The organism is Permianibacter fluminis, assembly GCF_013179735.1.
GTDB classification, from domain to species: Bacteria; Pseudomonadota; Gammaproteobacteria; order Enterobacterales; family Permianibacteraceae; genus Permianibacter; species Permianibacter fluminis.
Genome location: NZ_JABMEG010000002.1, coordinates 108911 through 133881, shown reverse-complemented (window position 1 = coordinate 133881; position 24971 = coordinate 108911). Strand labels below are relative to the sequence as shown.

22 protein-coding genes are annotated in these 24971 nt (G+C 59.5%); 5 read left to right on the top strand and 17 right to left on the bottom strand.

Annotated elements, in window-relative coordinates; genetic code table 11:
- The first annotated feature begins 229 nt into the window (after nucleotides 1-229).
- Nucleotides 230-1681 carry an APC family permease gene (locus HPT27_RS15940; protein ID WP_172245625.1) on the top strand — a complete coding sequence of 484 codons (1452 nt, stop codon included), beginning with the start codon at nucleotides 230-232 and terminating at the stop codon, nucleotides 1679-1681.
- A gap of 76 nt (nucleotides 1682-1757) precedes the next feature.
- On the opposite strand, the gene trhO is transcribed toward HPT27_RS15940, so the two are convergent.
- Nucleotides 1758-2699, bottom strand: a complete 942-nt coding sequence (trhO, locus tag HPT27_RS15935) for an oxygen-dependent tRNA uridine(34) hydroxylase TrhO (protein WP_172245623.1) — start codon at nucleotides 2697-2699, stop codon at nucleotides 1758-1760.
- Nucleotides 2700-3070: 371 nt separating this feature from the next.
- On the opposite strand from trhO, the gene HPT27_RS15930 reads away from it, so the two are divergent.
- From HPT27_RS15930 to HPT27_RS15920, 3 genes are all read left to right on the top strand, one after another.
- On the top strand, nucleotides 3071-3391 hold the full coding sequence (locus HPT27_RS15930; RefSeq protein WP_172245621.1) for a hypothetical protein: 321 nt from the start codon (nucleotides 3071-3073) through the stop codon (nucleotides 3389-3391).
- A gap of 234 nt (nucleotides 3392-3625) precedes the next feature.
- A complete protein-coding gene (locus HPT27_RS15925; RefSeq protein WP_172245619.1) occupies nucleotides 3626-3877 on the top strand; it encodes a TIGR02647 family protein in 252 nt (83 codons plus the stop codon).
- Between the two features lie 186 nt (nucleotides 3878-4063).
- Complete coding sequence (locus HPT27_RS15920) at nucleotides 4064-4654, top strand: malonic semialdehyde reductase (RefSeq protein WP_172245617.1); 591 nt, start codon at nucleotides 4064-4066, stop codon at nucleotides 4652-4654.
- A gap of 195 nt (nucleotides 4655-4849) precedes the next feature.
- Here the strand turns inward: HPT27_RS15920 and HPT27_RS15915 are convergent, their stop codons facing one another.
- From HPT27_RS15915 to HPT27_RS15840, 16 genes are all read right to left on the bottom strand, one after another.
- Nucleotides 4850-6958, bottom strand: coding sequence for a putative bifunctional diguanylate cyclase/phosphodiesterase (locus HPT27_RS15915; protein WP_172245615.1), 2109 nt, complete (start codon nucleotides 6956-6958; stop codon nucleotides 4850-4852).
- A complete protein-coding gene (locus HPT27_RS15910; protein WP_172245613.1) occupies nucleotides 6958-7533 on the bottom strand; it encodes a YfiR family protein in 576 nt (191 codons plus the stop codon). Before HPT27_RS15910 ends, HPT27_RS15915 begins: the two co-directional genes overlap by 1 nt.
- Nucleotides 7534-7630: 97 nt before the next feature.
- Nucleotides 7631-8311 (bottom strand): ATP-binding protein, encoded by a 681-nt coding sequence (locus HPT27_RS19725; RefSeq protein ID WP_407951154.1) that lies wholly within the window; start codon nucleotides 8309-8311, stop codon nucleotides 7631-7633.
- 789 nt (nucleotides 8312-9100) lie between these two features.
- Nucleotides 9101-9811, bottom strand: a complete 711-nt coding sequence (locus HPT27_RS15900; protein WP_328820725.1) for a winged helix-turn-helix domain-containing protein — start codon at nucleotides 9809-9811, stop codon at nucleotides 9101-9103.
- Between the two features lie 292 nt (nucleotides 9812-10103).
- Nucleotides 10104-12509, bottom strand: coding sequence for a S9 family peptidase (locus tag HPT27_RS15895; protein WP_172245609.1), 2406 nt, complete (start codon nucleotides 12507-12509; stop codon nucleotides 10104-10106).
- Between the two features lie 2 nt (nucleotides 12510-12511).
- Entirely contained in the window at nucleotides 12512-14491 is a 1980-nt protein-coding gene (locus tag HPT27_RS15890; RefSeq protein WP_211198072.1) for a S9 family peptidase, read from the bottom strand.
- 284 nt (nucleotides 14492-14775) lie between these two features.
- Nucleotides 14776-15756 (bottom strand): cytochrome C, encoded by a 981-nt coding sequence (locus HPT27_RS15885; protein ID WP_172245607.1) that lies wholly within the window; start codon nucleotides 15754-15756, stop codon nucleotides 14776-14778.
- A 59-nt stretch (nucleotides 15757-15815) separates the two neighbouring features.
- The gene (locus HPT27_RS15880; protein ID WP_172245605.1) at nucleotides 15816-16553 is read right to left on the bottom strand and encodes a cyclic nucleotide-binding domain-containing protein; all 738 of its coding nucleotides are present in this window, start codon (nucleotides 16551-16553) and stop codon (nucleotides 15816-15818) included.
- A 54-nt stretch (nucleotides 16554-16607) separates the two neighbouring features.
- Nucleotides 16608-17399 (bottom strand): SDR family oxidoreductase, encoded by a 792-nt coding sequence (locus HPT27_RS15875; RefSeq protein ID WP_172245603.1) that lies wholly within the window; start codon nucleotides 17397-17399, stop codon nucleotides 16608-16610.
- Between the two features lie 37 nt (nucleotides 17400-17436).
- The gene (locus HPT27_RS15870; protein ID WP_172245601.1) at nucleotides 17437-18210 is read right to left on the bottom strand and encodes a hypothetical protein; all 774 of its coding nucleotides are present in this window, start codon (nucleotides 18208-18210) and stop codon (nucleotides 17437-17439) included.
- Nucleotides 18211-18245: 35 nt separating this feature from the next.
- On the bottom strand, nucleotides 18246-18728 hold the full coding sequence (locus HPT27_RS15865) for a YajQ family cyclic di-GMP-binding protein (protein WP_172245599.1): 483 nt from the start codon (nucleotides 18726-18728) through the stop codon (nucleotides 18246-18248).
- 117 nt (nucleotides 18729-18845) lie between these two features.
- The gene (locus tag HPT27_RS15860) at nucleotides 18846-20690 is read right to left on the bottom strand and encodes a TIGR03545 family protein (RefSeq protein WP_172245597.1); all 1845 of its coding nucleotides are present in this window, start codon (nucleotides 20688-20690) and stop codon (nucleotides 18846-18848) included.
- 3 nt (nucleotides 20691-20693) lie between these two features.
- Nucleotides 20694-21200 (bottom strand): TIGR03546 family protein, encoded by a 507-nt coding sequence (locus tag HPT27_RS15855; RefSeq protein ID WP_172245595.1) that lies wholly within the window; start codon nucleotides 21198-21200, stop codon nucleotides 20694-20696.
- A 101-nt stretch (nucleotides 21201-21301) separates the two neighbouring features.
- Complete coding sequence (locus HPT27_RS15850; protein WP_172245593.1) at nucleotides 21302-21904, bottom strand: glutathione S-transferase family protein; 603 nt, start codon at nucleotides 21902-21904, stop codon at nucleotides 21302-21304.
- A gap of 60 nt (nucleotides 21905-21964) precedes the next feature.
- Nucleotides 21965-22840 (bottom strand): alpha/beta hydrolase family protein, encoded by an 876-nt coding sequence (locus HPT27_RS15845; protein WP_172245591.1) that lies wholly within the window; start codon nucleotides 22838-22840, stop codon nucleotides 21965-21967.
- Nucleotides 22841-23124: 284 nt separating this feature from the next.
- The gene (locus HPT27_RS15840) at nucleotides 23125-24207 is read right to left on the bottom strand and encodes a Kelch repeat-containing protein (protein ID WP_172245589.1); all 1083 of its coding nucleotides are present in this window, start codon (nucleotides 24205-24207) and stop codon (nucleotides 23125-23127) included.
- 112 nt (nucleotides 24208-24319) lie between these two features.
- Between HPT27_RS15840 and HPT27_RS15835 the strand changes: the two genes are divergently transcribed.
- Entirely contained in the window at nucleotides 24320-24895 is a 576-nt protein-coding gene (locus tag HPT27_RS15835; RefSeq protein ID WP_172245587.1) for a hypothetical protein, read from the top strand.
- Nucleotides 24896-24971 lie beyond the last annotated feature (76 nt).

Sequence of the window (24971 nt, the reverse complement as noted above, 5' to 3'; positions counted from 1 at the left end):
CTCGTCCAGGACAAGGCTACAAAGGAGGCCCGGCGACCGCCAGTCTAGGTCCAGCGCCCTGCTCCGGTTTGTGACCCAGGTGAGGCTGTGGTAGTTTCCCCCCCACTTTCACCGCCGGCCACCAGGCCGCGCGGCGTCGAAGCCCCCAGCACTTGCTGATCAGGGTAGCCGCGCCAGCATGCTGGCGCCGAACAACGATAACGACACACCGCAACAGGACGAATTGATAATGATGCGACTTTGGCGCACCAAAGCCATTCATGGCACTGATGCCGCAGACGGAACGGGTGACACGGAATTAAAGCGATCGATTGGTCTGTTCGCGCTGACCATGATCGGGGTGGGTTCGACCATCGGCACCGGCATTTTCTTCACCATGGTCGAAGCCGTGCCGAAAGCCGGTCCGGCGGTCATCTTGTCGTTTCTGATTGCCGCGATCACGGCCGGTTTGACTGCGCTCTGCTATGCCGAACTGTCCTCGCGCATTCCGGCATCCGGTTCGTCCTATTCCTACGCCTATGCGACGGTCGGCGAGTTTCCGGCGTTTATCGTTGCCTTTTGTTTGTTGCTCGAATACGGCCTCGCCGCCAGCGCAACCGCAATCGGCTGGTCTGATTATCTGAATCACTTTCTGACCCATGCCTTTGGCTGGAGCATTCCCGACTTTCTGCGCACACCGAGCATCGTCGCCGGCGCCAGCGGTACCGAATGGCATTTCACTCAGTTCAATTTGCCACCGGTGCTGCTCGTGGCTTTGTGCGGTTTGCTGCTGGTGCGCGGCGCCAAGGAATCCGCGACCGCAAATGCGGTCATGGTCATCATCAAGCTGAGCATTCTGGCGCTTTTTGTCGCGGTCGCCTTCAGCGGTTTTGACGCCACGCATTTCACGCCGTTTTTCAATACCGACAACAGCCTGGGTTATGCCGGCATGGCGGGCGTCAGTGCGGCGGCTGGGACGGTGTTCTTTTCATTTATCGGACTCGATACGCTGGCGACGGCCGGCGCGGAAGTCAAAGATCCCAAGCGGATGATCCCGTTCGGTTTGATGGCGGCATTGCTGGTGGTGACGGTGTTTTATCTCATGGTTGCCGTAGCAGCCGTCGGCGCCCAGCCGGCCAGCATGTTTGCCGGTCAGGAAGCCGGGCTCGCCGTCATCATGCAAAACGTCACCGGCAAGGAATGGCCAGCACTTATCCTGTCCGCCGGCGCCGTGATCTCAGTTTTCAGCGTCACGTTGGTCACGATTTACGGCCAGACCCGGATTCTGTTTGCCATCAGTAAAGACGGTCTGGTGTCACCGGCGTTTCAAAAGGTCAACAGCAAAACCCGGACGCCAAACATCAACACCATCATTGTCTGCACCGCCGTCGGCGTGGTCGCCGGCACGGTTGATTCCGGATTTTTGTGGGACATGGTCAGCATGGGTACGCTGGTCGCGTTCATGGTGGTGTCAGCGGCCGTGCCGGTGCTGCGTCGACGTGAAGGCTCGGCCGCAGGCGAAGGTTTCCGGGTTCCGTTTGGCCCTTATGTCGTTCCCGGCCTGAGCATTCTCGCCTGCCTTTACATCATCAAGGATTTGTCAGCGGCCACCTACCATGTGTTTTTCATCTGGATGGCAATCGCGCTGGCGAGCTACTTCTGGTATGGCATTCGGCACAGCAAATTGGCGCTGGCCAACTGACGAGATCTATTGTCTCGACGAATAAAAAACGGCGCCTGCAGGCGCCGTTTTTTATTGTGTACAGTTGGCAAGCGTTTCAGTGCTCGCCTTCCGGTGCGCCCAAATGTTGCTGGCCGCGCTGACGCGCCAGTTGCAGCTGCTTGCGCCGTTCGTTGAAGCGAACTTTCTGCTCCGGGGTCAGCCGATCGTGGCAGCGCGGACAACAGAAATCGGCTTCGAATTTATCCGACTGCCGATCGGCCGCCGATACCGGCCCGCGACAGCTCGGGCAGAATGCGTAATCGCCCGGCGCCAAGGCATGATTGACTGCAACGCGGTTATCAAACACGAAGCAGTCGCCGCGCCACAGACTCTGTTCAGCCGGCACTTTTTCAATGTAATTGAGAATGCCGCCTTTCAGGTGGAACACTGACTCAAAGCCCTGCGCCAGCATGTAGCTGCTGGCCTTCTCGCAGCGGATGCCGCCGGTGCAGAACATCGCTACCCGTTTGTGCTTGGCCGGATCCAGATTTTGTTTCACCCATTCCGGAAACTCGCGGAAGCTGCGGGTGTTCGGGTCGAGCGCGCGCTCGAACGTGCCGATGGCGTATTCGTAATCATTGCGGGTATCGACCACCAGCACATCGTCCTGCGCGATCAGCGCATTCCAGTCCTGTGGCTCAACGTAGGTGCCAACTTGCTGATTCGGATCGACTCCCGGCACGCCGAGCGTGACGATTTCCTGCTTGAGTTTGATCTTGAGCCGGAAGAACGGATTCTTTTCGGCCAGCGATTCCTTGTGCTCCAGCCCGGCAAATTCGGTATGGCTGCGCAGCCAGCCGAGCAGACCGTCAATGCCGGCCCGGGAACCGGACACCGTGCCATTGATGCCCTCGCGCGCCAGCAGCAAAGTGCCGCGAATGCCGTGGCTTTGGCAGACCGTATAGAGGCTGTCCTGCCAGCGGACCAGCGACTGGCCCTCAGTGTCCGACGGCTCGGACAGTGTCACAAATTTATACAGTGCGGCGACCACGACCATGGCGAAAGGCTCACAACCAACAACGGCGCCGTATTATCCGGGAATCGGCCATGGCGGGCCAGTTGGATCCGGCGGACCCGTTAAAATGGCCGGGATCACAGGGCCGGCCGGGTATCAGCGGTAAGTGCGACCCGCGCCATGTTGGCTTTCCGGGACGCCAGTCAGCGGAACTGTGGTCAGGTTCACCTCGCGGCCGGGATGGCCGTCGTAGCATGGCGTAGATGTTGCAGTCTGGTTAAAACCGCTTGCGCCTGACAGGTCCCGAACCTGGCCGGCTGGCGGGGCTGACCGTTGTGACCAACGTCAAGCACCCCGTATTTGGGAGATTCCCCTCCCAGGGAGACCGTCCTGACCAGGACAGGAGATAGTGGATGCCACTCCAGCTCACCGAACAGGACAAGGATTTTGTCTGGCAGGTGGTGATGCGTACCAGTGAACGCCTCGGCGGTCATGCGCAAATGTTCAGTAACCCGCTCGAGTTCGACGATGTCGGCGGTCGTATCCGCTTCCATTGGCCGGACTGGATGCAGGAAATCCGCACCTATATCGTTGCCAAGTACGGTGAAAAAGATGCCCAGCCACTGTTGCTGGATGTATTCACCGAGGTGATGTCGCGCGATCAATTCGAGCGCCGGCAGCAGCAATTCCAGCAAGACGAAATCATCGCCCGCAACAAGGCCGTCTGGCGCTGAGCCGGGCGGTTGCTTCAATGCGCGTTGCGCATCTGCGCTTCATCGCACAACCTGCCGTCCTAGCTTGACGATCTTTGCCTGACGTTCTTTGCCTGACGGTCTTTGCGTTAGAGCCTTTGCATTGCCCCTGTGCGTCGTCCGTTTTCCGAATCGATGCCGAAATCGGCACCGTTGCCAGCCTGCTGGTAACGGTGTCAGACTGGCCCTCACCATTCGTTGTGGACAGTGCTCACCATGATCGGAGCTGGTTCGGTAGAAGACATGCTGGCGGAAATCCGCCTGTTGCTGCAGTTCCCCCGCCACTCCCGGCTTGCCGGCCTGAAATTGCACACCGATGCGGAACCGATGCTGCGGCTGGCGGCCGAGCGTCTGTACAGCAAGGGCCTGATCAGTCAGGCCGATGGTGGATATTTGACCGATCGCGGCATTGAAGCCGCCAACTACGCCCAGCTGCTGGTCGATTCGCTGCAACCGACCATGCATTGATCGGCCGGCCGCTGATATCCGTTCGACACGACGCCAACGACAACACTGGCACCGGTCAACTAAGCGAGTCGCCGACAGCTTCCGTATACTGCGCCGGCTGCAGGACAAGACTCCGCTTGCAGCCCGCCGCTACCACCTGCCGTCGAACCCTTCGGCGGCCCGTTTTCCGCACATCCGAGGTTGATCATGCCGGCCCTGTCCGACACCGCCCTGCAAAAACTGTTCACCGAAGCCCGCACCCACAACGCCTGGCGCGATCAGCCGGTCACCGACGCCACGCTGCATCAACTTTATGATTTGCTCAAATGGGGCCCGACCGCCGCCAACAGCTGTCCGCTGCGCATCGTGTTCGTCAAATCGGCCGCCGGCAAAGAAAAACTGCGGCCTTGTCTGTCACCGGGCAACGTCGACAAGACCATGGCGGCGCCGGTTACGGCCATCTTGGCCTGGGACAACGCGTTTTACGACCAGCTGCCGAAACTGTTTCCGAACAATCTCGATGCCCGCAACTGGTATGCCGGCAAAGAAAAATCGATTTATGAAAATGCGTTCCGTGGCAGCAGCATGCAAGGCGGCTATTTCATTCTGGCGGCGCGCGCGCTCGGCCTCGATTGCGGCCCGATGGGTGGCTTCAATGCCGATAAAGTGAACGCAGCGTTTTTTGACGGCAGCAGCTGGCGCGCCAACTTCCTCTGCAATATCGGTTACGGTGATCCAAGCGGGGTATTCCCGCGCAATCCGCGACTGGATTTTGCCGAAGCCTGCCGGATCGACTGAGTTGCACTGCCGCCTGTTCTGGGCGGTTGCAACAGGCAGTAGATAAAACGACAAATAAAAAGGGACTGCCTGGCAGTCCCTTTTTATTTTAAGTCTGATCTTATTTCCGGTCTCTTATATTTGCGGATTCTTTATATCCGAGCGCACTTTTATTTCAGGCCCGGGTTTCTCCGCCGTTATTCTTCAACCGCACGCTTACTGACCACCACCGCTGTTGTTGACCACTTGCAAGCGCGGGAAATTGGGCGTGGCCTGTTTCAGCAGCGGCGTCAGTACCGGCTCCGGCACGGGCGGGCTGAACAGATAGCCCTGCACTTCTTCGCAATCGTGGTTCAACAGAAACTCATATTGCTCGCGGGTTTCCACGCCTTCGGCAATGACCATCAGGCGCAGGCTGCGCGCCATCGACAGAATCGCCAAGGTAATGGCGGTGTCATCCGGATTGCGGTTCACTTCATCAATGAAACTGCGGTCGATCTTCAAACCGTCAAGCGGGAAGCGGCGCAAATAGCTCAGCGATGAATAGCCGGTGCCAAAGTCGTCGATCACCAACTTGAAGCCCAGCGCCTTCAGTTTCTTCAACTGATTGGTGGCGCTCTCGACATCACGCATCAGCAGCGATTCGGTCAGCTCCAGTTCAATCGATTCCGGCGGAATATTGTGCGCCGACACGGTGCGGGCAATCTGCTCGGCCAAATCCACTTGCCGGAATTGCACCGCCGAAATATTGACCGCCACCCGCAACGGACCAATGCCCTGCTTGCGCCAGTCCGCCAGCTGCCGGGCGGCCCGCTCGATCACCCATTGTCCGATCGGCACAATCAAACCGGTGCTTTCGGCGATGGGAATGAATTCAGCCGGCGAGATCGACCCCATCACCGGATGCTTCCAGCGCAGCAAGGCTTCGACACCGACAATGCGTTTGCTGCGGGTATCCAGCTGCGGCTGGTAATAAAGCTCCAGCTGATTGTATTGCAGTGCTTCCCGCAACTCGGTCGCCAGACTGAGCCGGCGCAGCGACAGCGCGTTCATGTCCGGTTGATAGAATTGATAGGTGTTGCGGCCCAGTTCCTTGGCCTTGTACATCGCGGTGTCGGCGTTGCGCATCAGGGTGTGAACGTCGCGTCCATCGCTGGGATAAATCGCCACGCCCATCGACACCGTGGTGCTGACCACATAGCCGCCAATATGAAACGCTTCGGAAAAACTGGAGATGATTTTGTTCAGCACCGTGATGACATTCAGATCATCGTGCAACTCTTCCAGTACCAGCACGAACTCATCACCACCGAGCCGGGCCAGGGTATCGCCGCGGCGCAAACAATCCTGCAGGCGACTGGCGGCCGATTTCAGCAGATCATCGCCGATGGCATGACCGAGCGAATCATTGACTTCCTTGAAGTGATCCAAATCGAGAAAAATGATGGCGACGCGGTCATGTTCACGGCTGGCGCGCATCAGCGCATTGGCAATGCGGTCCATGCACAGCGAACGATTCGGCAGCTCGGTCAAGGCATCGTAATTGGCCAGATGGTGCAATTCCTGAACCGCCTGCTCCAACGTTTCCTTGCTGTCGCGTAGCGCGCCCTCGGCGCGGTCACGCGCCTGCTCACGCTCGCCGATCACATCCAGCATGTGATTGAAGCCGCGCGCCAAGCGGCCAATTTCGTCTTCACCTTGCACCGGCGCCCGCAAACTGAAATCGTTGCGTGCCGACACTTGCGTCGTCAGCCGGGCCAGATTGAGGATGGGGCCGGAGACATAGCGCTGCAGCCGCACAGCCAGCAGGAAGGACACGCCAATCAACGCCGCGCCGATCAGCAGCAGCAACAGGATGCCATCGCGAATGGCGGCATTGAGTTCGCTCAGCGAGACCTGCATGGCAAGATAGCCGAGCGGATTTTTCGGATCGCTGCCGATCGGCTGCATCAGCTCCAATTGCTGCGCGCTCATTTTCATGCCGGTATCGACGGGCATGGTCAGACTCGCCGGCAAGCTGCCACGACTGTCGCGCTGAATGGTCGCAAACAATTCGCCAGTGCTGGTGTAGACCGCGGCCTGCAACAGACTCGGCAGCTGGCCTTTGTTCAGCACATCCAGCAAGCCGCTACGATCAGAAAAATTCAGCGGTACTTCACTGTACAAGGCCATCAGGCGAGCCTGACCGGAAACGTTCTCGAGCATCGCGTTGCGGGCGGCGCGCTGCTGATAGAACCCGAGCGCAACCAGACCAAGACCGATGGCCAGGGTCGACACCAACACAATGATGCTGATCAATTTGGCTCGCAAGCTCAGGGCGCGCATCAGTTGCCCCCTTTGCTGCGAACAATGCGGGCAATCTGCAGCAGCCGCGACGACACCGTCAGACCGGCCCGCTGCGCGGCGTCGAGGTTGACCTCGAAGCGAAGCCGCTCTTGCTCTTCATACAGATTGATGTGGGTGCCGGCTTCGGCATAGCCGGGACTGGCGCTGACGATCAGCAGAGGCTGACTGGCGGCGCGCTTGAGCAGCGCATCCCGGGTCAGCGGCGGCATGTCGGCGAGGAACAGCAGATCGCATTGGGCCAGGGCGCTGTCGGCCGTCAGCGCATGCACGCGTACGGCTTTGCCCTTGATGGTTTGTTTGCTGTACAGCGTGCCCAGAAACTCGGCGAACTTGCTGTTTTCGACCACGCACAGTTCAAACGGAAAATCCGGTGCCAGCACCCGGTGACCGGTCGGCCATTCGACATATTGGGTGAACTGGCGCAGGAACACGCCGCGCAGGGTTTCGGCATCGGCGGTCAGGTCGGCGGCCGATGCAGGCGAGCCGACGCCGACCCCAAACAGCAGGGCAATCCAGGCGTAACGCTTTAGGCACGGCTTGCAGCGGGCTTTCAAGCCGTTCCCTCCTGCCACAATGAGTCCACCCAGCTAGTGTAGGAGTCGTACCGTCGTTCGCCAAGTTAATGAAATACGGAGACTTATCCAGGAAAACTTATGCCGCCTGCCGCAGCGGCCAGCTCAGGGTGAAGCGGGCGCCGCCCAAAGGGCTGTCGTCAACGCTGATTTCGCCGCCATGGCGCTCGCTGATACCGCGGACAATGGCCAGCCCCAGACCCGCACCACCAGAATCCCGGGACCGGCTGGGATCGAGCCGGGCAAACGGTTCGAAGATACGGTCGCGCTGCTCGGGCGGCACGCCCGGGCCATCGTCATCGACAATCAGGCAGAACTGGTCACCACGGCGACTCAGTGACACCTCGACGCTACGCTGGGCAAAGCAGGCGGCGTTGCGGACCAGATTGGTCAGCGCGCGATTGAACAGCCGATTGTCGACCAGCGATTTGGCTGGGGCATCGGGCGCCGGCACGCTGCGGAAAGCAATGGTTGGATACAGCGTCTTGGTCTTGGTCAGCACATCCTCGATGGCGCCGGTCAGGTCGGTTTCGGCCAGCTCCAGCCGCTGGGCACCATGCTGCAACCGGGCATAGGTCAGCAGCTCGCGGACCAAGCCATCAATTTCACCAATCGCGCTTTCCATGTCGCGCGACAACTGTTTGCGCTGACCCGGACTTTCCGAGTGCTCAAGCATTTCCAGGGCAAAACTGACCCGCGCCAGTGGCGCCCGGCATTCATGCGCCACCGCATGCAGCAACTCGCGCTGCTCGGAAATCATTTGCTGGCGTTGCCGGATCAATTGCTCGGCGCGGCTGGCCATGGCATTGACCGAACGCACCGCCGGGCCGTAACTGTCGGACGCATCATCGGGAATATGACGGGCGGTGCCGTCAGCGAGAAACGCCGTGGTGGCGCGTTCGATAGCGACGCTGCGGCGGTGTTGCTGATACAGCAGCGACAGCAAGACCACACCGTTGAAACCAGCCCACAGGAACATGGCAAAGAAATTGTCCATGCCGGTCAACACCATCAACCCGGGCAGCGGGCCGACTTCCAGCACGGTGTTGTTGTCTTTCAGCACGAGGTAGGCGAACGCACCGCCGGGAAAGTTGTAGTCGTAGCCGATGCGGTTATCGAAAACGCCGAGGTTTTGCCAGGCGGTGGGCGGCAGCATCTGAACGTTGCTCAGCCGGGCCGGCACTTTCCAACGTTGATGCAGGGTCCGGGCGGCTTCTTCCCATTGCGCTTCGGGCAGGATGTCGAAACGCGGCAACTCCGAGGTGACGATGGCGTGCGCCTCTTCACGAACCCGGCGCAGCTGGTAGTTTTCAATCAGGTAGATATTGATCCAGCCGAAAGCGAAGTAGGCCAGCGCGTTGGCCACTGCCAGCAAGCCGATCCAGCGCAAAAAGGTACGGGTCATGTGCTCTCATCCAAAGGCAAGGCGTTCGCGGGCTGGCATCTTCAAAGCGGCTGCGCGCCGTCAGGCTGGCGCGCGCCCGTTACCCCGAGCTCGCTGTAAACCGTGAGAGCGGGCCGGTGTTGCCGGCCCGGCCGACCATCACGCTCAGCGTGCCGCGAACAAATAACCGCTACCGCGCACCGTCTTGATGATCTGGGGCGAGCGCGGGTCGTCGCCTATCTTCTTGCGGATGCGGGAAATGCGCAAGTCGATGGTCCGGTCAACACCGTCGTATTCGACCCGGAAAATGCGCTGGTGAATTTCTTCCCGGCTCAGGACTTCGCCGGCATGCTGACCGAGCAGCCACAACAAATCGAATTCCGCCGTGGTCAGATCCAGCACGACACCTTGGCGCGACGCTTGCCGCTGGCCCTGGTCGAGCACGATGTCACCGACCGTCAACCGGCGATTGGCCACCGGCTTGCCACCCGCCTCGGCCTCGCCTTCATCAAACCGGCGCAGCAGGGCCCGGATATGGGCCAGCAGCAGCCGGGGCTTGATTGGCTTGCCGAGGTAGTCGTCGGCACCGAGTTCCAAACCGGCCACTTCGTCGATGTCGTCATTGAGTGCGGTCAGCATGATGATGGGACCGCCGTATTTCGGCCGCACGGCCCGGCAGACCGCCAGACCATCGGCGCCCGGCAGCATGATGTCCAGCACCACCAGCCGGGGCTGTTCCTTGAGAATGCGGTCGATGGCGGTGTCACCACGATGCTCGACCTGAACCAGATAACCGTTGTCGCGCAGAAACGCCGCGACCAGCTCGGTCAGCTTGATGTCGTCATCGACCAACAACAGATGGGGATTTTCCGGCATGTCGTTCAAAAGCACGGGAGTTGCCTGCGAAGAAAGGATTATGACGCAAAACGGGTCGTCCGTTGAGCCCGGGCACGCACAAGTGGCGCGCCACGTGCAGTCTGGGCCGGCGACTGGGCCGGCTCCAGTGCTAAATCGTCATGCTTTGGTATCAGTTTGTAGAGCAGTCCGCCGGTCCCACTCGGGGCCGGATGCGGGAGGCCGACCCTAGACCGGCCTCCAACGTTTGCTTCCATTACGCCTTGGACACTGACGTCCTGCTCAACCGTGTCTCATTCAAAAAACGCCGGACTCAGTGCCCGCGATTTTTGACTTCGCGTTCCATCAGGCGGTAAATGCGCCGGTATTCGTCCAGCCAGCTTTCCGGTTCGCGGAAGCCGTGCGGCTCGATTGGATACACCGCCAGATCGAAATTCGGGTTCTTCAATTCGATCAAGCGCTGCACCAACCGCACGCTGTCCTGAAAGAACACGTTGTCATCCAGCATGCCGGTGCAAATCAGCAAGGGCCGTTTCAGCGCGGCGGCAAACTCGATTGGCGAGCTGCGCGCGTAAGCGTCCGGATCGACTTGCGGGGTGTTCAGGATGTTGGCGGTGTAGCCATGGTTGTAATGCGCCCAATCCGCCACCGGCCGCAGCGCCGCACCGGCCGCAAACACCTCGGGCGTCTTGAACAGCGCCATGAAGGTCATGAAGCCGCCGTAAGAGCCGCCATAAATACCAATCCGATTGCGATCGACGTTGGCGTTGTCGACCAGCCAATCGACGCCGTCGAGATAGTCTTCCAGCTCCGGCGTGCCCATGCGCTGATAGATCGCGGTACGCCAATCACGGCCATAACCTTCGGAAGCGCGGTAATCCATGTCGATGACCACATAACCTTGTTTCAGCAACAGGTTATGGAACATGTATTCGCGGAAATAGGTTGACCAGCCGTAATGCGCATTCTGCAAATAGCCGGCGCCGTGGACAAACATGACAGCCGGTTTGCGGGCGCCGCTCTTGGTCGTTTCATCGCGATACAGCCGCGAGTAAATCGGCGCTGCACCGTGCTTGGATGGCACCGCGACAATTTCCGGTTTGACCCAGTCGATTGCCGAAAACGCTGGCGTAACGGTATGGGTCAGCTGTTTGGCCTTGGCGCCGGGTGCCGCCGCTTGCACGAACAGTTCCGGCGGCTGGGTGGTTTTGGAATGCACCAGCAGCAACCGATCATCACTGGGTGCCAATTGAAACTCGATGCCGCCGCCGAGATCCGTTATTGCCTCATCGCGGCCGCCGTCACGGCTGACCCGATAAACTTCGTGCAGGCCGGGATGCTTTTTGTTGGCGCGATAATAAAACCAGTCGCCAGTGGCGGTTGGCTGCACCCGGTTCACTTCAAACTTGCCGCTGGTCAGCGCCTTGCTGCTGCCATCATGGTGCACATACAGCTGGCTGTAGCCACTTTCTTCCGACAGGTACCACAGCGACTGCTCATCGGCCAACCAGCCAAATTCGTTGAACTCGCTGTCATTGACCCAGGCGTTGTCGGTGAGCCGATGCACGGTGTTGAGCTCAGCCTCGGCCAGATCCACTTCCACCAGCCAGCGGTCCTTGTTGTCGTAGCTGAACAGATCGATCGCGACGCGCTTGCCGGTCCGGCTCCACTGCACCCCTTTGGCACCATTGGACCAGTCATCTTGCACATACACCGCGCGCGGCGCGGCCGCCTTCGGCGCTTCCTTGCCAGCCCGTTTGGCGACCTCCGCCTTCAACGCCAGCAACGGATCGTCGTTGATGCCGGGCAGTTTGTCGTAACCCAGTTTGCTGACTTTCGCCGTCGCCAGTTCGATCAGATACAGCGTTTCATCATCCGGCTGATCCGTACCCACCTTGCTTCGCACATCTTCAATTTTGACGTAACCATCAGCACTGACGTAATGCGGCATCTTATCAGCCCGACCATCGCGCTTCGGCGCAATCGTGCCAACGATCAGATAACGGCCATTGGGCGCCAGGCTAACCGTTTTCAATTCCCGATTCTTGCCGAGGTAAATCGGCGCCGGCACGCTGCCAGCCTGTGCAGCCAGCGCTTTTTGCCGCGCTTCGCGCTCGGCTTTGCGCTGCTCACGCTTCTTGATGATGTCAAACAGGCGCGATTGCTCGGCACTGAGGTAATCGTCCTCATCCTGTTCCGCCGCCGGGTCGTCTTCGGTTTTCAGGGTCGCCAGCAGGCTCTGGGCACCGCTGCGCAAATCCAGCAGCAGCAACTTGCCATCATCGCGCAACGCCAGCTGGTCGTTGCCAACAAAGGTCAGCAATTCGCCGGCTTCGCCGGTGCGCAGCAGTTGCCGGCGCTTGCCGTCCTGACTGACAAACAGATTGCCGTCGCGCAGCCAGGCCACGCTGCGCCGATCCGCACTGAAAATCCGCTCGTCGGTTTCTGCGCTAACGGTCGCCTGAGCGTCCAGTTTGCTGGCATCGCCACCACTGACGCTGATGCGATACAGATCGCGCAATTCACTGCCTACCGCTTTGCGCTGGTAGTACACCTGCTTGCCATCCGCGCTGAAGAATGGCTGCTCCGGTGCGGTACCGAGCCAATCCGGATGCGCCATGATCTGTTCCAGGGTCAGCTCGGGAGCGGCCACGACTGCGGCACTACCGAGCGCAGTCAGCACAGACAAACCGATAAGAGGAATAATTTTCGCCATCATGATCACGGTCCCAGCAGATGCTTACGGATGAAAGTGACGGCAGCCGCTTGATAGAACTCGCGATTGCCTTTCTTGTTGAAGCCATGGCCTTCATCCTTGGCCAGCAAATACCAGACCTCGCCCTGGTTGGCGCGTACCTTACTGACAATCTGCTCCGCTTCCGACGCCGGCACCCGCGGATCATTGAGCCCCTGCGCGACAAACAGCGGCACAGTAATCCGGGCCGCGTTGTTCAACGGCGAAATCGTCTCCAGATGTTCACGCATGGCCGGATCACGCTCGTCGCCGTACTCAACCCGGCGCAAATCGGCGCGATAGCCCTTGGTGTTATTCAGGAAAGTGACAAAATGGCTGATGCCGACAATGTCGATACCGGCTTTCAGTCGGGCGTTGTAATGGGTCAGCGAAGCCAGCGTCATGTAGCCACCGTATGAACCGCCCATTACCAGCACCCGATCCTTGTCCAAATCCGGCTGAGTCGCAATCCAGTCCAGTAACGCGCCAATATCGCGAACCGAATCTTCACGTTTGTAACCGTTGTCGAGTTCCAGATAACTCTTGCCGTAGCCACTGGAGCCGCGCACATTCGGCGCGATAAACGCCACGCCAACTTCACTGCTCAGGTACTGGGCAAACTCGGAAAACGACGGCCGATACTGTGATTCGGGGCCGCCATGAATGCTGATCACAACCGGCAACTTGTCTTGACCATGCTGTGGCTTGTAGACAAATGCCGGAATCTGCCGCGGCTTGCCGTTGACTTGATCAAAAGTCGGAAAATGCACCAACTCAGGCAACAGGAATTGGCTGCGATCGAGGCCACCGACTTCGCTTTCGGTCCAGCGATTCAACGTGCCGGATTTCAGATCGAACACATAAGCGTCAGAGGGTGCATCGGCAGCACTGAAACTCAGCGCCAGCCGCTGACTGTCAGGGCTGAAGGCAAAGCCGGTCAGGACCGCCGGTGGCAAGACTGGCGCCTTCATTTGCTTGCGCGCGTTGACATCCAGAATGTACAGCTTGTCCAGACCGTCTTCATTGACGCTGTAAGCCAACAGATTGCCGTCATCTGACAGCGCAATGCTGCCAACATCCCATCGCAGATCCGGGGTCAGGTTATGCAGGCGACCGCGCGCCAGATCGTAATAGCCGAGTTGCTGAAATTCACCACCGGCATCCAGCGTCAGATAGATGCCTTTGCCATCCTTGCTGAACAGTGCTTCGCCATAGGAAACCCGGCCGGTGCCGATATTCAGGGAGGTGGCCTGCCCGGTTTCGATATCGAGGCTGAACAAGCGTGACTCGGTCGCCGACACATATTGCATCAGCAGTGCGGTTTTTTCATCACGGGAGATGTCGAGCGTGCTGAACGAACCGGCGCTGTTATACAAGGCGCGCTCGGTGCCGGTTGCCATGTCGTGCAAGTACAAATCAAAATCAGTGCCGTTGCGCCGGGTGCTGGAATAAATGAAAAACTGCCCGCTCGGCGCCCAGCAGACGGATTGGTTGCGTGAACTGCCATCGCTCAGCAACGCACTCTTTCCCGTCGCGCTGTCAAAAAAATACAGCTGATAATTTTCATCACCACCGTTGTCGCGGCTGTAAATGAAGCCACGGCTGCCAGGACCCGGCTGATATTGACCACCGGCGATCGGCTCGTTGAAAAACGTCAGTTGTTTGCGCATGCCAAGCGGCTGACTGACCTGATGCAATTGCATGGTGTCAGCAAAACGCGTGCGTATCAGCAGGCCTTTGCCGTCGGGCAGCCAGTCGGCCAGCGCGGCACTGCGGGCATTGCTGTATTGGCTCAGTCGGTCACGAATCTCGGCGGGAATGGCTGGAATATTTTCCAGCACCAGCTGGCCCTGCTCGCGTCGCTCGACCTCGGCGGCCAGCACGGCAGTCGTCTTGAGCAGCGCAGCGGCCAGCAGCGCCGTGATGATCTTGTTCATAAAATCCTTGTTCGAGAAGAAGCTGCTCATGAAGAACCTGCTGAGGAAGCACCTCTTGATAGCAAGCTTGCGAGCCGTAACTAACTTATTGCCGATCCGCGCTGGCTTCACACAACGCATAAGACCCCTTGCTTAGCCTTGGGGCGGGGGTCGACAAGCGAGCGATGGTAGCAATGCGGACCGGCAGGGCCAAGCGAAGGATTACCAGAGCAGGTGTTTCAAAATGTGACGGCAGCGGATTGGCTCATCCGACTAGTCAATGGCTCGCGCGGCAACTGGCGCGCAACGAGCAGGCATCAGCCGACGGTCATTTGCTATTGCAGGCAACGGCGCAAACGCGGTCCGGTTTGCGGGCAGGGCTTGCGCTCGGGTCGCGCGGGTAGCGCCAACAAATACGCCGCGATCGCAGCCCGATCCGGCTCGGTCAGATAACGCCCGGCGTAATCGACAAACTCGCGCATTTCATGATGGGCTTTGGCACCCATGTCGGTATGACCGGTCTGCAGATATTCGGCCAGTTCGTCAGCACTCCAGGCGGCAATGCCGTCGGGATGTGGCGTCAGATTGCTGGCTTGATGGCCGCTGGCCAGCCGGGCACCGCGCAGCCAATGCGCCAGTTGCAGGCCACCGATACCGTCGCGCGGGCTGTGACATTCACCGCAATGCGCAACCGCCTCAACCAGATACGCGCCATCGCGCTCGGTTGCGGACGCCGTTGCCGGCAGCGCGGTCCACGCCGGTTTGACATTGAGCCATTGCCAGACACCGAGCAGGGCTGGCAGACAGGCAAAGCCTTTCAATTCATGAGCAGTATTGACTCGCGACACCGGCGTGACCTGATCGAGATAGCGTTTCAGCGCCAGCACATCATCGGCACGCAAGCGCGCATAACTGGTATAGGGAAAAACCGGGTAATAGCGATGACCGTCCGGCGCCATACCGTGTTGCAAAGCCTTGGCGAATTCAGCATCGCTCCAGCCGCCAATGCCGGTGTCTGGATCGGGTGTGATATTGGGCGGATAAAAAATGCCAAACGGAGTCTGAATTGGCGCGCCACCAGCGAGCTCGGCCGTTTGTGGATCAGGAACTGACGGAACAGGACCACCGTGCAAGCGAGACGACTGACGATGATCGGTATGACAGGCATGACAACCAGCAACATGACTCAGGTATTCACCACGCTGACGCAGCCGAGCTTGCTCGGCATCAGTTGATAACGGCGCGGCATTCAACTGAGCCGCTTCGGCACTGACGACGCTTGACCAAACAAGCCAGCCCAAACCGATCAGCCACAACAGGGCTCGTTGTCCTCGCCGAAGCGACACACACTGCCGGCGCATGGCGGGAATACGGCTCAACCGAAATAGAGCCGTTCGAGATCGGCCAAGACATCAGCCCGTGGCAACTCACGCACCGGATGGTAGTCATCCAGACTTTCCAGGGTCAGATTCCATTCGGTCAACAGTTCCGCCAGCGCATCGGCGCGTTGATGCAGGTATTGCAGACGTTCGAGACTTTCCTGAGCGCCATGGAAACTCGGCAAACTGGCCAGGCGAACACCGAGATCGGTGCCCGGCATTTCCCGCTCATAGGCTTGCAGTCGCGCCTCGGTCCGCTCCACCACCAGCTGAAAAAACCGCAGCTTAGTCGCCAGCGAAATCTGGCTGAAATCATCGAGTTCACCAAACGGGGAAAAATCGAGCCCAAACAAAATGGCGCGATCTTTTTCCAGATCGCTTTTATCGGCACTGCGGCCACGAACGACGATGCTGGCACTGCGATCGCTGTCACGCATGATCGCCAGCGCCCCAAACATGTCACCGGGCTGGATGTAGCCCACCGTTTTGCCGCTGCTGTCGTCTTCACCGGCCTGCACCGCCAGCTGGCCTTTCAGCAGGAAATAGCACCAGGAATCAAACTCGCCCTTGCGCATGATGAGCTCACCCGGATCGGCAAGCAGCAAACGGGTATGCGGCAGCAACCGCTCAAGCTCGGCCGGCGCCTGCTCGGCGAGCTCGCGGAAGAATGGCAAGCCGAGCAGCACCGGCTGCAGCTTGTCACGGGGAAAACGACTGGCAATCAGGCTGTGCACGAGAACTCCATATCAGGTTGCAGCAGGTCGACAACGGCGCCGGCGACATCCGCTTCAGGTCACCCGAACCCGGCTGACCAGATGACGCAGCAAAGGCGGGCAGATTTGCTTCAAGTAAACACCAAAAATTTCCTTGCCGCCAATCCACAATTCGGCCTTATTGCGCTGCATGGCCCGGACGATGCCAGCGGCGCATTTTTCCGGCGCCATACCCTGCAATTGGCCGGCATCCATCTGGCCCTGAGCGCTGCCATCACCTTTGAGTGCAGAAATCGAGAACGGCGTATGAATGTAGCCGGGGCAAACGGTCAACACGTTGAGCGGGCTATCGGACAGTTCGGCCCGTAGCGAATCCATGAACGCGACCAGCGCATGTTTGGAGGCGCAATACGCCGAGCGCCGCGGCGTGGCGAATTTGCCCATGACGCTGGCAACCGACACCACCATGGCCTCCGGCCGGTTCAGCAAACCCGGCAACACGGCCCGGGTCAGCGCAACGGCCGCAAAATAATTCACTTCCATGATTTGCCGGTCCACCGGCAATGCCGTGTCGAGCACACTGGCGCGCTGGCCGATACCGGCATTGTTGATCAGCACATCGATTGGCCCGTGTTCGGCCAGAATGGCAACAGCCCGGGCCGGAACGGCGCTGGCATCGGACAGATCAAGTGCCGCCACCCGGTGCAGATGAGGCGAGGCACAGCGCTGTCGCACCGCTTCCAGTTTGTCGAGCGAACGCGCCGACAGCAGCAGTTTGGCGCCAGCGGCAGCCAAGGCAATCGCCAGAGCTTCACCAATACCGGATGAGGCGCCGGTCAGCCAGATGGTTTTGCCGCGCAGATCCATCAGTCGTCCTCAAGCTGACGCGTCAAGCGCGCCGCGATTATTTTGGTTCCGCGCTCTTCTTGCACAGCGGGCTGGCTTGGTCGGATTCTTCCAGCGTGGTGATATCGGCGGTATCGCGCAGCCGCAGGGTCAGCGGAATCGACACCTCGGAATGGAAACGATAGCCCATCTGGGCACCAGCCATGCTGATATCAACCGACGACACCCGGGTCGAATCCAGATCACGCACTTCGACCAGATCCGGATAGCGCGCTTTCATTTCGGCGCGCATGGCCTTGTCACGCGGCTTGTCTTGCGGCCGCAGCGACGACGCCATGATATCAAACTGTTTTTCGATACCGACTACGCGCAGCTTGCCAACGCCGCCATTGTCCGGCACCGCGCGCACGGTGACAAACAACTTGTCCTTGCCTTCATGCAGTACTTCACCAGTCAGCGTGGTCGACGAACAGTAGGCTTTGACTTCCCGCAGCTTGCTCAGGACATGGTTGTCAAACACCTGCCGCCGAATCACATAGGGAAACAATTGCCGCAAGGTGGCCTCGCTGGCGATCATCAATTCGTTGCTTTCGAAGTAAACATCCTTGATTTTCTTGTCTTGTAGCATCGACTCAAAATCAAGCGTTTCCTGAGTGGTCGGCGGCAAGTCTTTCCACTTGACCTGCAACTGGTCAATAGTGGCACCGAGACAAATTTCATCCAGACAATACGGTTGCGCAGCCTGGCTGCTGCCAGCGACGGCGAGCAGTATCAGCGAACACAGCCGAGACCATTTCGGCATGACAACAGCGCGGATGTTAATAGCTTGCATCTGAACACACTCCGATAGTCACCAATGACAACAGACTAGTCGCGAAAATTGTTGTACTGCAAAGGCTGTTCAATGTCCGAACTGCGCAGCAGCGCAATCACTTCCTGCAGATCGTCGCGCTTCTTGCCAGTGACGCGCAGCTTGTCGCCGTTGATCTGGGTCTGGACCTTGAGCTTGGCGTCCTTGATCAGGCCGCTCAGTTTTTTGGCCAGCGCCTGTTCGATACCTTCTTTGAGGGTTAGGTTCCGCTGGACGATCTTGCCGGACGGTTCCGGATCGGAGAATTCGACGCTGCCAAGGCTGATGCCGCGTTTGGTCAGCTTTTGGGTGACGATTTCGCCGAGCTGCTGCAGCTGAAATTCGGAATCGGCAATCAGCTTGATTACCAGCTCCTTGGGTTCGATGGCGGCGGCAGTGCCGCGAAAATCGAACCGGGTTTCCAGCTCGCGTTTGGCTTGGTCGATGGCGTTGGTCAATTCGTGCCGGTCGATTTCCGACACCACATCAAAAGACGGCATGGCCGCTCCGGTCAGGCTCACAGGGGAACACGGAGCGGCAGTTTAGCATGCTGGCTGCGGCTGGCTTTTTCCGAAACCGCCATCCGGTATTTTTGCCAGCAGACCGGGCGCGGGCCGCTATTTCTTCGGCAACACGCCTTCGAGTTGCTTGAGCTGCTCGGCCAGCGGGCCGTCCAGCGCCAACAATTGCTGCCATGCAGCATCGAGTTTGCCGAGCTCGGCCCTGACCTTTTCTTCGGCCTTGGCGCGCAACTCGTCCTTCTTCTTGTCCAGCTCGGCGGCCAGCACCTTGCGGACCGCATTCTTGACGATCTCGTCCAGCGAACTGTGCAGTTCCTGACGGGTCCCGGCCGCGCTCTGTTCATACAAAAGCGACAGCTGCATGGCATCGGTTTGCGCCAGCTCTTTCAGGATGGCCTGAACAATGGCGTTGTCATTGTCGCTGGCGACTTTCAATTGCAGCGCCGAAAACCGCAGTTGGGTCTCCAGCCGCAATTGTTCCGGCTGCTGATGCACGGTCAATTCCCCGGCCAGCAAACCCTGTTCGGCAGCCAGCTGCAAGGCCGACTGGCTGCTCAACACCTGCGGCTGAAAGCGCAGCGCATCCACTTTCAGTGCGGCATCGGCGACGGCGATCGCGGTGCGGCGATCGAGTGCCGCGGTCAGCGCCAGCGTGCCGCCGGCATTGCCCTTGCCATCGAGCTGAAGCCGGGTGGGTTCGGCCAGCATCGCCGGCGCATCGCTAACGTCAGTCAGCTGGCCAGCAAAACTGCCCTGCCAGCCGAGCACATCCAGCGCGCCGTCGAGTGCGGCTTTTTTCAGCCAGAAATCCGGTTGCGGATCCCGTTCCGGGAAATGCACAGTGACTCCGGCAAAACGCGCCGGTGCCGGCGGTGCATCCGGATTTTGGCCCGCCAGCACACGGGCCTTGTTAATCCACGGTGCGGCGGTCTCATAGAAACCGGCGCCCTGATTCAAACGCGCCTCCAATTCCGGCCCGAGCAGATTGGACACCAGCTTGTCAGTGCCCGGCACATTGACCGTTAGCTGACTGAGCGCTTTGTCCATGTCTTTCTTCGGTGCGGCCTTGACCGCCTCGTACTGCGCTTTCAGGTTGTCGCGACTTTGCTTGACGTCATCGCGCAGCGCTTTCACCGCCTCGATATCGCGCTTGATGTCCTTGCGCAGCGCCTCGATCTCTTTGGCACTTTTGATCAGCGCCAGCGCCTGTTCGGTGCGGCTGGCATCGCGATCAATTTTCAGTGCCTTGGCTCGCGCCTGGTAACTGTCCAGCCGGGACTGATCCGGCAGCGCGGCGCGGCGCTGCTCAAACCTGGCTTTGGCCGCGTCCAGATCGCTGCGCAATTTCTCCACCGACTTCAGGGATTCCAGATCCAGCGATTGCAGCAATGCGGCGCCACCTTCTTTGCTCGACAGCTGGGACCAATCCAGCTGGGCCATGTCCGGCAACAGTTTCATCACCCCGGACGGCTCCGATCCGGCAATGGCACCACTGCTTTGCCTTGCAGTATCAAAGCGAATATTTTTCACCGCGACATTGCTCAGATGGATGCGCTGCCAGAACAGCTGATGGACGTCGATGGCCGCTTCGATTTCGCCGAGCTCGATCAGATTCCGCATCGGGGCGCGGGCATTGGTGATTTGCAGGTGCTGCAGACTCAGCGTGCCGTCCAGCAATTTCAGTTCGGCTTTGTCCAGCTCCACTTTGGCGCCAACGAAGCTGCTGCCAATCTGTTCGATGCTGCGTTTGATCAGCCAATCGGCAAACAGCCAGTACAGCCCCACCAATAGCCCGAGCACCAGCAAAAACACCAGCGCCCCCTGCCAACGGAAAATTTTTCCGACGGTTTTCTTCGGTGCCGGTTTTTTTTCCGGTTCCGTTTGGCCGGTAACTGGTGCAGCTGGTGCCGGCTGGTCGGCGTCATGACGAATGTGGCTCATCACTCATTCCCCCAGCTTGGTAAATGCTTCGGTCCAGCGCGATGCTTTCAGCAGCTGCATGAACCGGGTCTGCTCCAGTTTTTTCTGCCACCGTTGCCGATACTGGCTGATGGCAAAGCGGACGACGATGGCAACCGGGAAGAACAGCAGCAGCGATGCCACCAGACTGCCAAGCACAACGGTGTTGTTGAACCGGCTCCAGCGCAGCAGCGCATCGTTGTACCAGTCGGTCCACAATGGCAGCAGCGTCGGACTATTCAGCAGCTGATAGCCAAGCTGATGAAACTGGTTGTCAAACAGATAGGCAAAACCGGCCGACAGGCCCATGAACAGCAGCACAAAACTGATGTTGACCCGCAGCAGACAGATCAGCAGCAACACCAGCAGATTGTGCAGATTCAGCAGCGGCGTCAGCCCGAGAATCAAGCCAAAGCTGGCGCCGAACGCCAGCTGCCAGGGCCCGGTTTCGGAGTTCAGCAGTTGCAGTGTTTTGATGACGGTGCGGAACACGGCGGCGGTACCTCAACGTGAAAAAGGAATTCAACTGACGCGAACAAGCCGAGCACAAATGGCGGGCTCAAGAAACGTGGCGCCCGCGTGTTCAGAACCAACTACGCCGTAATCGGCACAAACCCCGGGGTCTGTTCCACCCGACGCAGCCACGCCTGCACGGCCGGATAGCGGCTCAGCTGGTAGCCACCTTCCTCGGCAACATGGGTATAAGCATAGAGCGCGATATCGGCAATGCTGTATTGATTGTCAACAAAGAAAATGTGCTGACCAAGATGCTCGTTCATCACGGCCAAGGCTTTTTCACCTTTCGGCATGCAGCGCGCGATGTCGGCGCGATAGGCGTCCGGATTGGCGGTGAATTTTTTCCAGAACCGGACTGTCGCGATGTAGGGCTCGTGACTGTATTGCTCGAAGAACAGCCACTGCATCACCTGAGCCCGCGCCAGCGACGCCTGCGGCATCAGCCGGCTGCGTTCGGCCAGAAAAAACAGGATGGCATTGGATTCCGGCAACGCCTCGGTCTCACTGATTTTTAGCACCGGTACCTTGCTGTTCAGATTCATTTGCCGGAACGGCGCACGGTATTGCTCGCCGCCGCTGACATCCACCGCCACCCGCTCGTAAGGAATGCCGAGTTGCTGCAAGGCCAGCCGACACTTGTAGCAGTTGCCGCTGAGCGCCATCTCGTAAAGGGTATACATTCTGGCCTCCATTGCCGTGAACTGCCTGGTAGTGAACCGCAAGCCTTATCGCAGCCCGGCTCAGGGCGTTTGCGGATCCAGCAACCAGCGCGCGGCCGATTGCCAGACCCGCTGCGGCATCGTGCTGCGAAAGAACCCGAAATGGCCAATCTTGCGCATGCCGACATCGCGCGGCGCTACGGTCACGATCTGGCGCGGCGCATTGGCATAGAAACTGGCGACCGACTGCACCGACTTCAGCGGGCCATACAATTTGTCGTCGGCAATGTGCAGAAAACGCACCGGTGAGCGGAACTGGTGATAGTGCTCGCGCAGTGGCGTGCCATCGGCTTCGACGACATAGTCCTGATGCTTGGACCAACGCTGCCATTGCAGGGCGATATCACGTGGCAACGGGCCGATACCAAAATACTGGCCCGGAAAATAGCCGAACGCCGGTGTCGCGACGGGAATGCAGATGTTGAAAAACAAGCTGATCAGGAAGCGATGCGGATAACGGTAGTTGCCCTGAAAGGCCGACGGCGCCGCCACGGCGAGCAAGGCATCAACCTCAGCGCAATTCGGCGCCAAGCCGTACAGTGCCGCGCCAGCCGAATGACCGATGACCACATGGCGCTGGCCCGGAAATTTTTGCTGGACATAGCGAGTGGCGGCGGCCATGTCGCATTCGCCAAGCTGGCGAAAGGTGGCTTTGCTGTCACGATGGTGGCCGCGCAAGCTGTCACCGGTTCCGCGATAATCGTAGGTGACGACAGCGAAACCCTGCTCAGCCAAAAAGTGGGCGAACTTGGCGTAGTAGCGACGCGGCACCGCGAGCGCCGAATTGATTTGCACCACGCAGCCGTTGCTGTGCGCCGGATGCCATTCCGAGGCGCGCAAACGGGTGCCATCGGCACATTCGATTTCGGTTTCCTGGGTTGTCAGTACGTCTGACATGCTGCTTGCATTCCTTGTTGTCGTCGGCCGGACGCGAATGTCTGGTCAATCCCTGTTCATCGCCGCGCCGCGGCGTGTTGTCATTGCTCCGCATTTACCTTGGCCAATGCGTGAACATTGTCAGCCTTGTGCACTGTCCACATCAGCTGTGGACAACTGTGTGTACGGTGCGCGCAAAGCCGTGGCCAAGCCTTACCGATACTGCGCTGGCGCCGACTGCTGGTTTTTCAGTCAGCCGGTAGTTTCAATCGATGCTCGCAGCGTACAGAGTCAGTTGCCTGCACTCAGTGCCGGCGCGACGGTGGCACAAACCGGCGCACCACCGGTGTCACTTTCGGGCCTTTTTCCATGCCACCGACCGTGACCAGACCACCATTGAGTTCCAGCAAGCCGCGAAAATCCATGCCGGCCGTCGGCAACCGGCCCCATTCTTCCCAGCGCCGGGCATTCAGGTTGTACGCCACCACGGTGTCGAGCGGTTCGGCCGTGCGGCCGTTGTAACCGATGCCATCGAAGTTGTAAGGCGTATCGGTGCCGCCAACGAAAACAATGTGGCGACCGCGCAGGCGGGTACCCATGGCAGCGGCACGATAGCGACCGGGGCCGGGCATTGTCGCCAGTTGCTTCCAGCTGATGCTGCCAATTTGCTTTTCATCGAGCTTGCCGTACCAGCAGGCGTCGGACAGCGTGTAATCGCGTTTGCCATTGCGGCTGCCGGCAACATAAACACCACCGCAGATCACCAGTTCGTTGTCGAGAATGCCGCCGGCGTGACCGAATACGGCGGTACCGGGGAAGGTCTTGGCGGGCAGCCACTGTTCACGAACCGTATCGAACCACTGCACCTGATCGGTGTTGTCGACATTGTTCCAGCCGGACACCAGCAAGATGTAGCGGTCCTGCCAGGCCAGCGCCACGCTGTCGTCGACCGGGATCGGCATCGGTGCCAGCGGTTCATAGGTTTGCTGCAGCGGATCAAAGCGGAACAGATCCGGGGTGGTGACTTCGGCGCCCGCCGACGAGACGGTATAGCCGCCGAACAGGAAAATCGAACGGCCGAGACCAATCGCGCTGCTGGCCAGCCGGCCGCTGCCGAGCACCGCCGGCATCAGGTGCCAGCGATTGGTGTCCGGATCAAACTCGTAGGCACTGCGGCTGATGGCGGCAGCATTGCGGGCCGCGCCGATGCCAAGAAAGCTGTATAGCCGTGGCCGACCGGCAATTGACAGCTGGGCCACCGCGTTATTGCTGAGCGGTTGCGGCAACGGCGGCAACGCAACCTGGGCCAGGGTGTCGGCCAGCGCCAGTGCCGGCAACCACAAGGCGAATGCCAACCAGCAGCTGCGCCAGCTCCTTGCTTGCACCATCGGTCTTCTGCACCTGGCCGGGATTTGAGCCGGCATTGTGCCGGTCGCCACAGCAGCGAAGCAAGGTAAAGGCCTACACTGCGTCCATTCCGCTGTCACAGGAGCCTGCCTCATGCACCGATACCTGCCTCGTACCGCCACCACCACCGCTCGCCGAGCATTCGCCCAACCGTTGCTGGCGTCGCTGTTTGGTGTCTTGCTGCTGTCCTTCGGCACCAGCAGCCACGCTGCCAACAACGCAGTCGACGCTGTCGCCAACGGCGGCAAAGCTGCGGCCAGTCATGCAACCGCCGGCAAACCGGCGAGCACGCTGTTCAGCGAGCGCGAGCGCAATGCCATTCTGAGTCACTACGCCGCCCGCCAGCACGATGCCGAGGTATATGCCCAGTACCACGAAAGCAGCAAGGGCAAAAAGGACGGCAACAAACACAGCGACAAAGCCCTGCCACCCGGCCTGCAAAAGCAGGCTGAACAGGGCCGCTTACCGCCGGGCTGGCAGAAGAAATTGAAAATCGGCAGCAAGGTCCCGCCGGATATCTTTGCCGTCGCCGAGGTCTTGCCGCCGGCCTTGATCGCCCAGTTGCCTGCAGGCCCGGCCGGCACGATTACCGTGCATGTCGACGGGCAAATTATCCGGGTAGTCGAAGCGACCCGGACCATCGTCGATTTCTTTGGCCTGAGCCGCTGAAGGCCAAAAACCCCGACCCGGGCGAAGCGCCTTGCCGGCGCAACGTCCGTGTCGGGGAGCCGTGGTGCGATCAGCA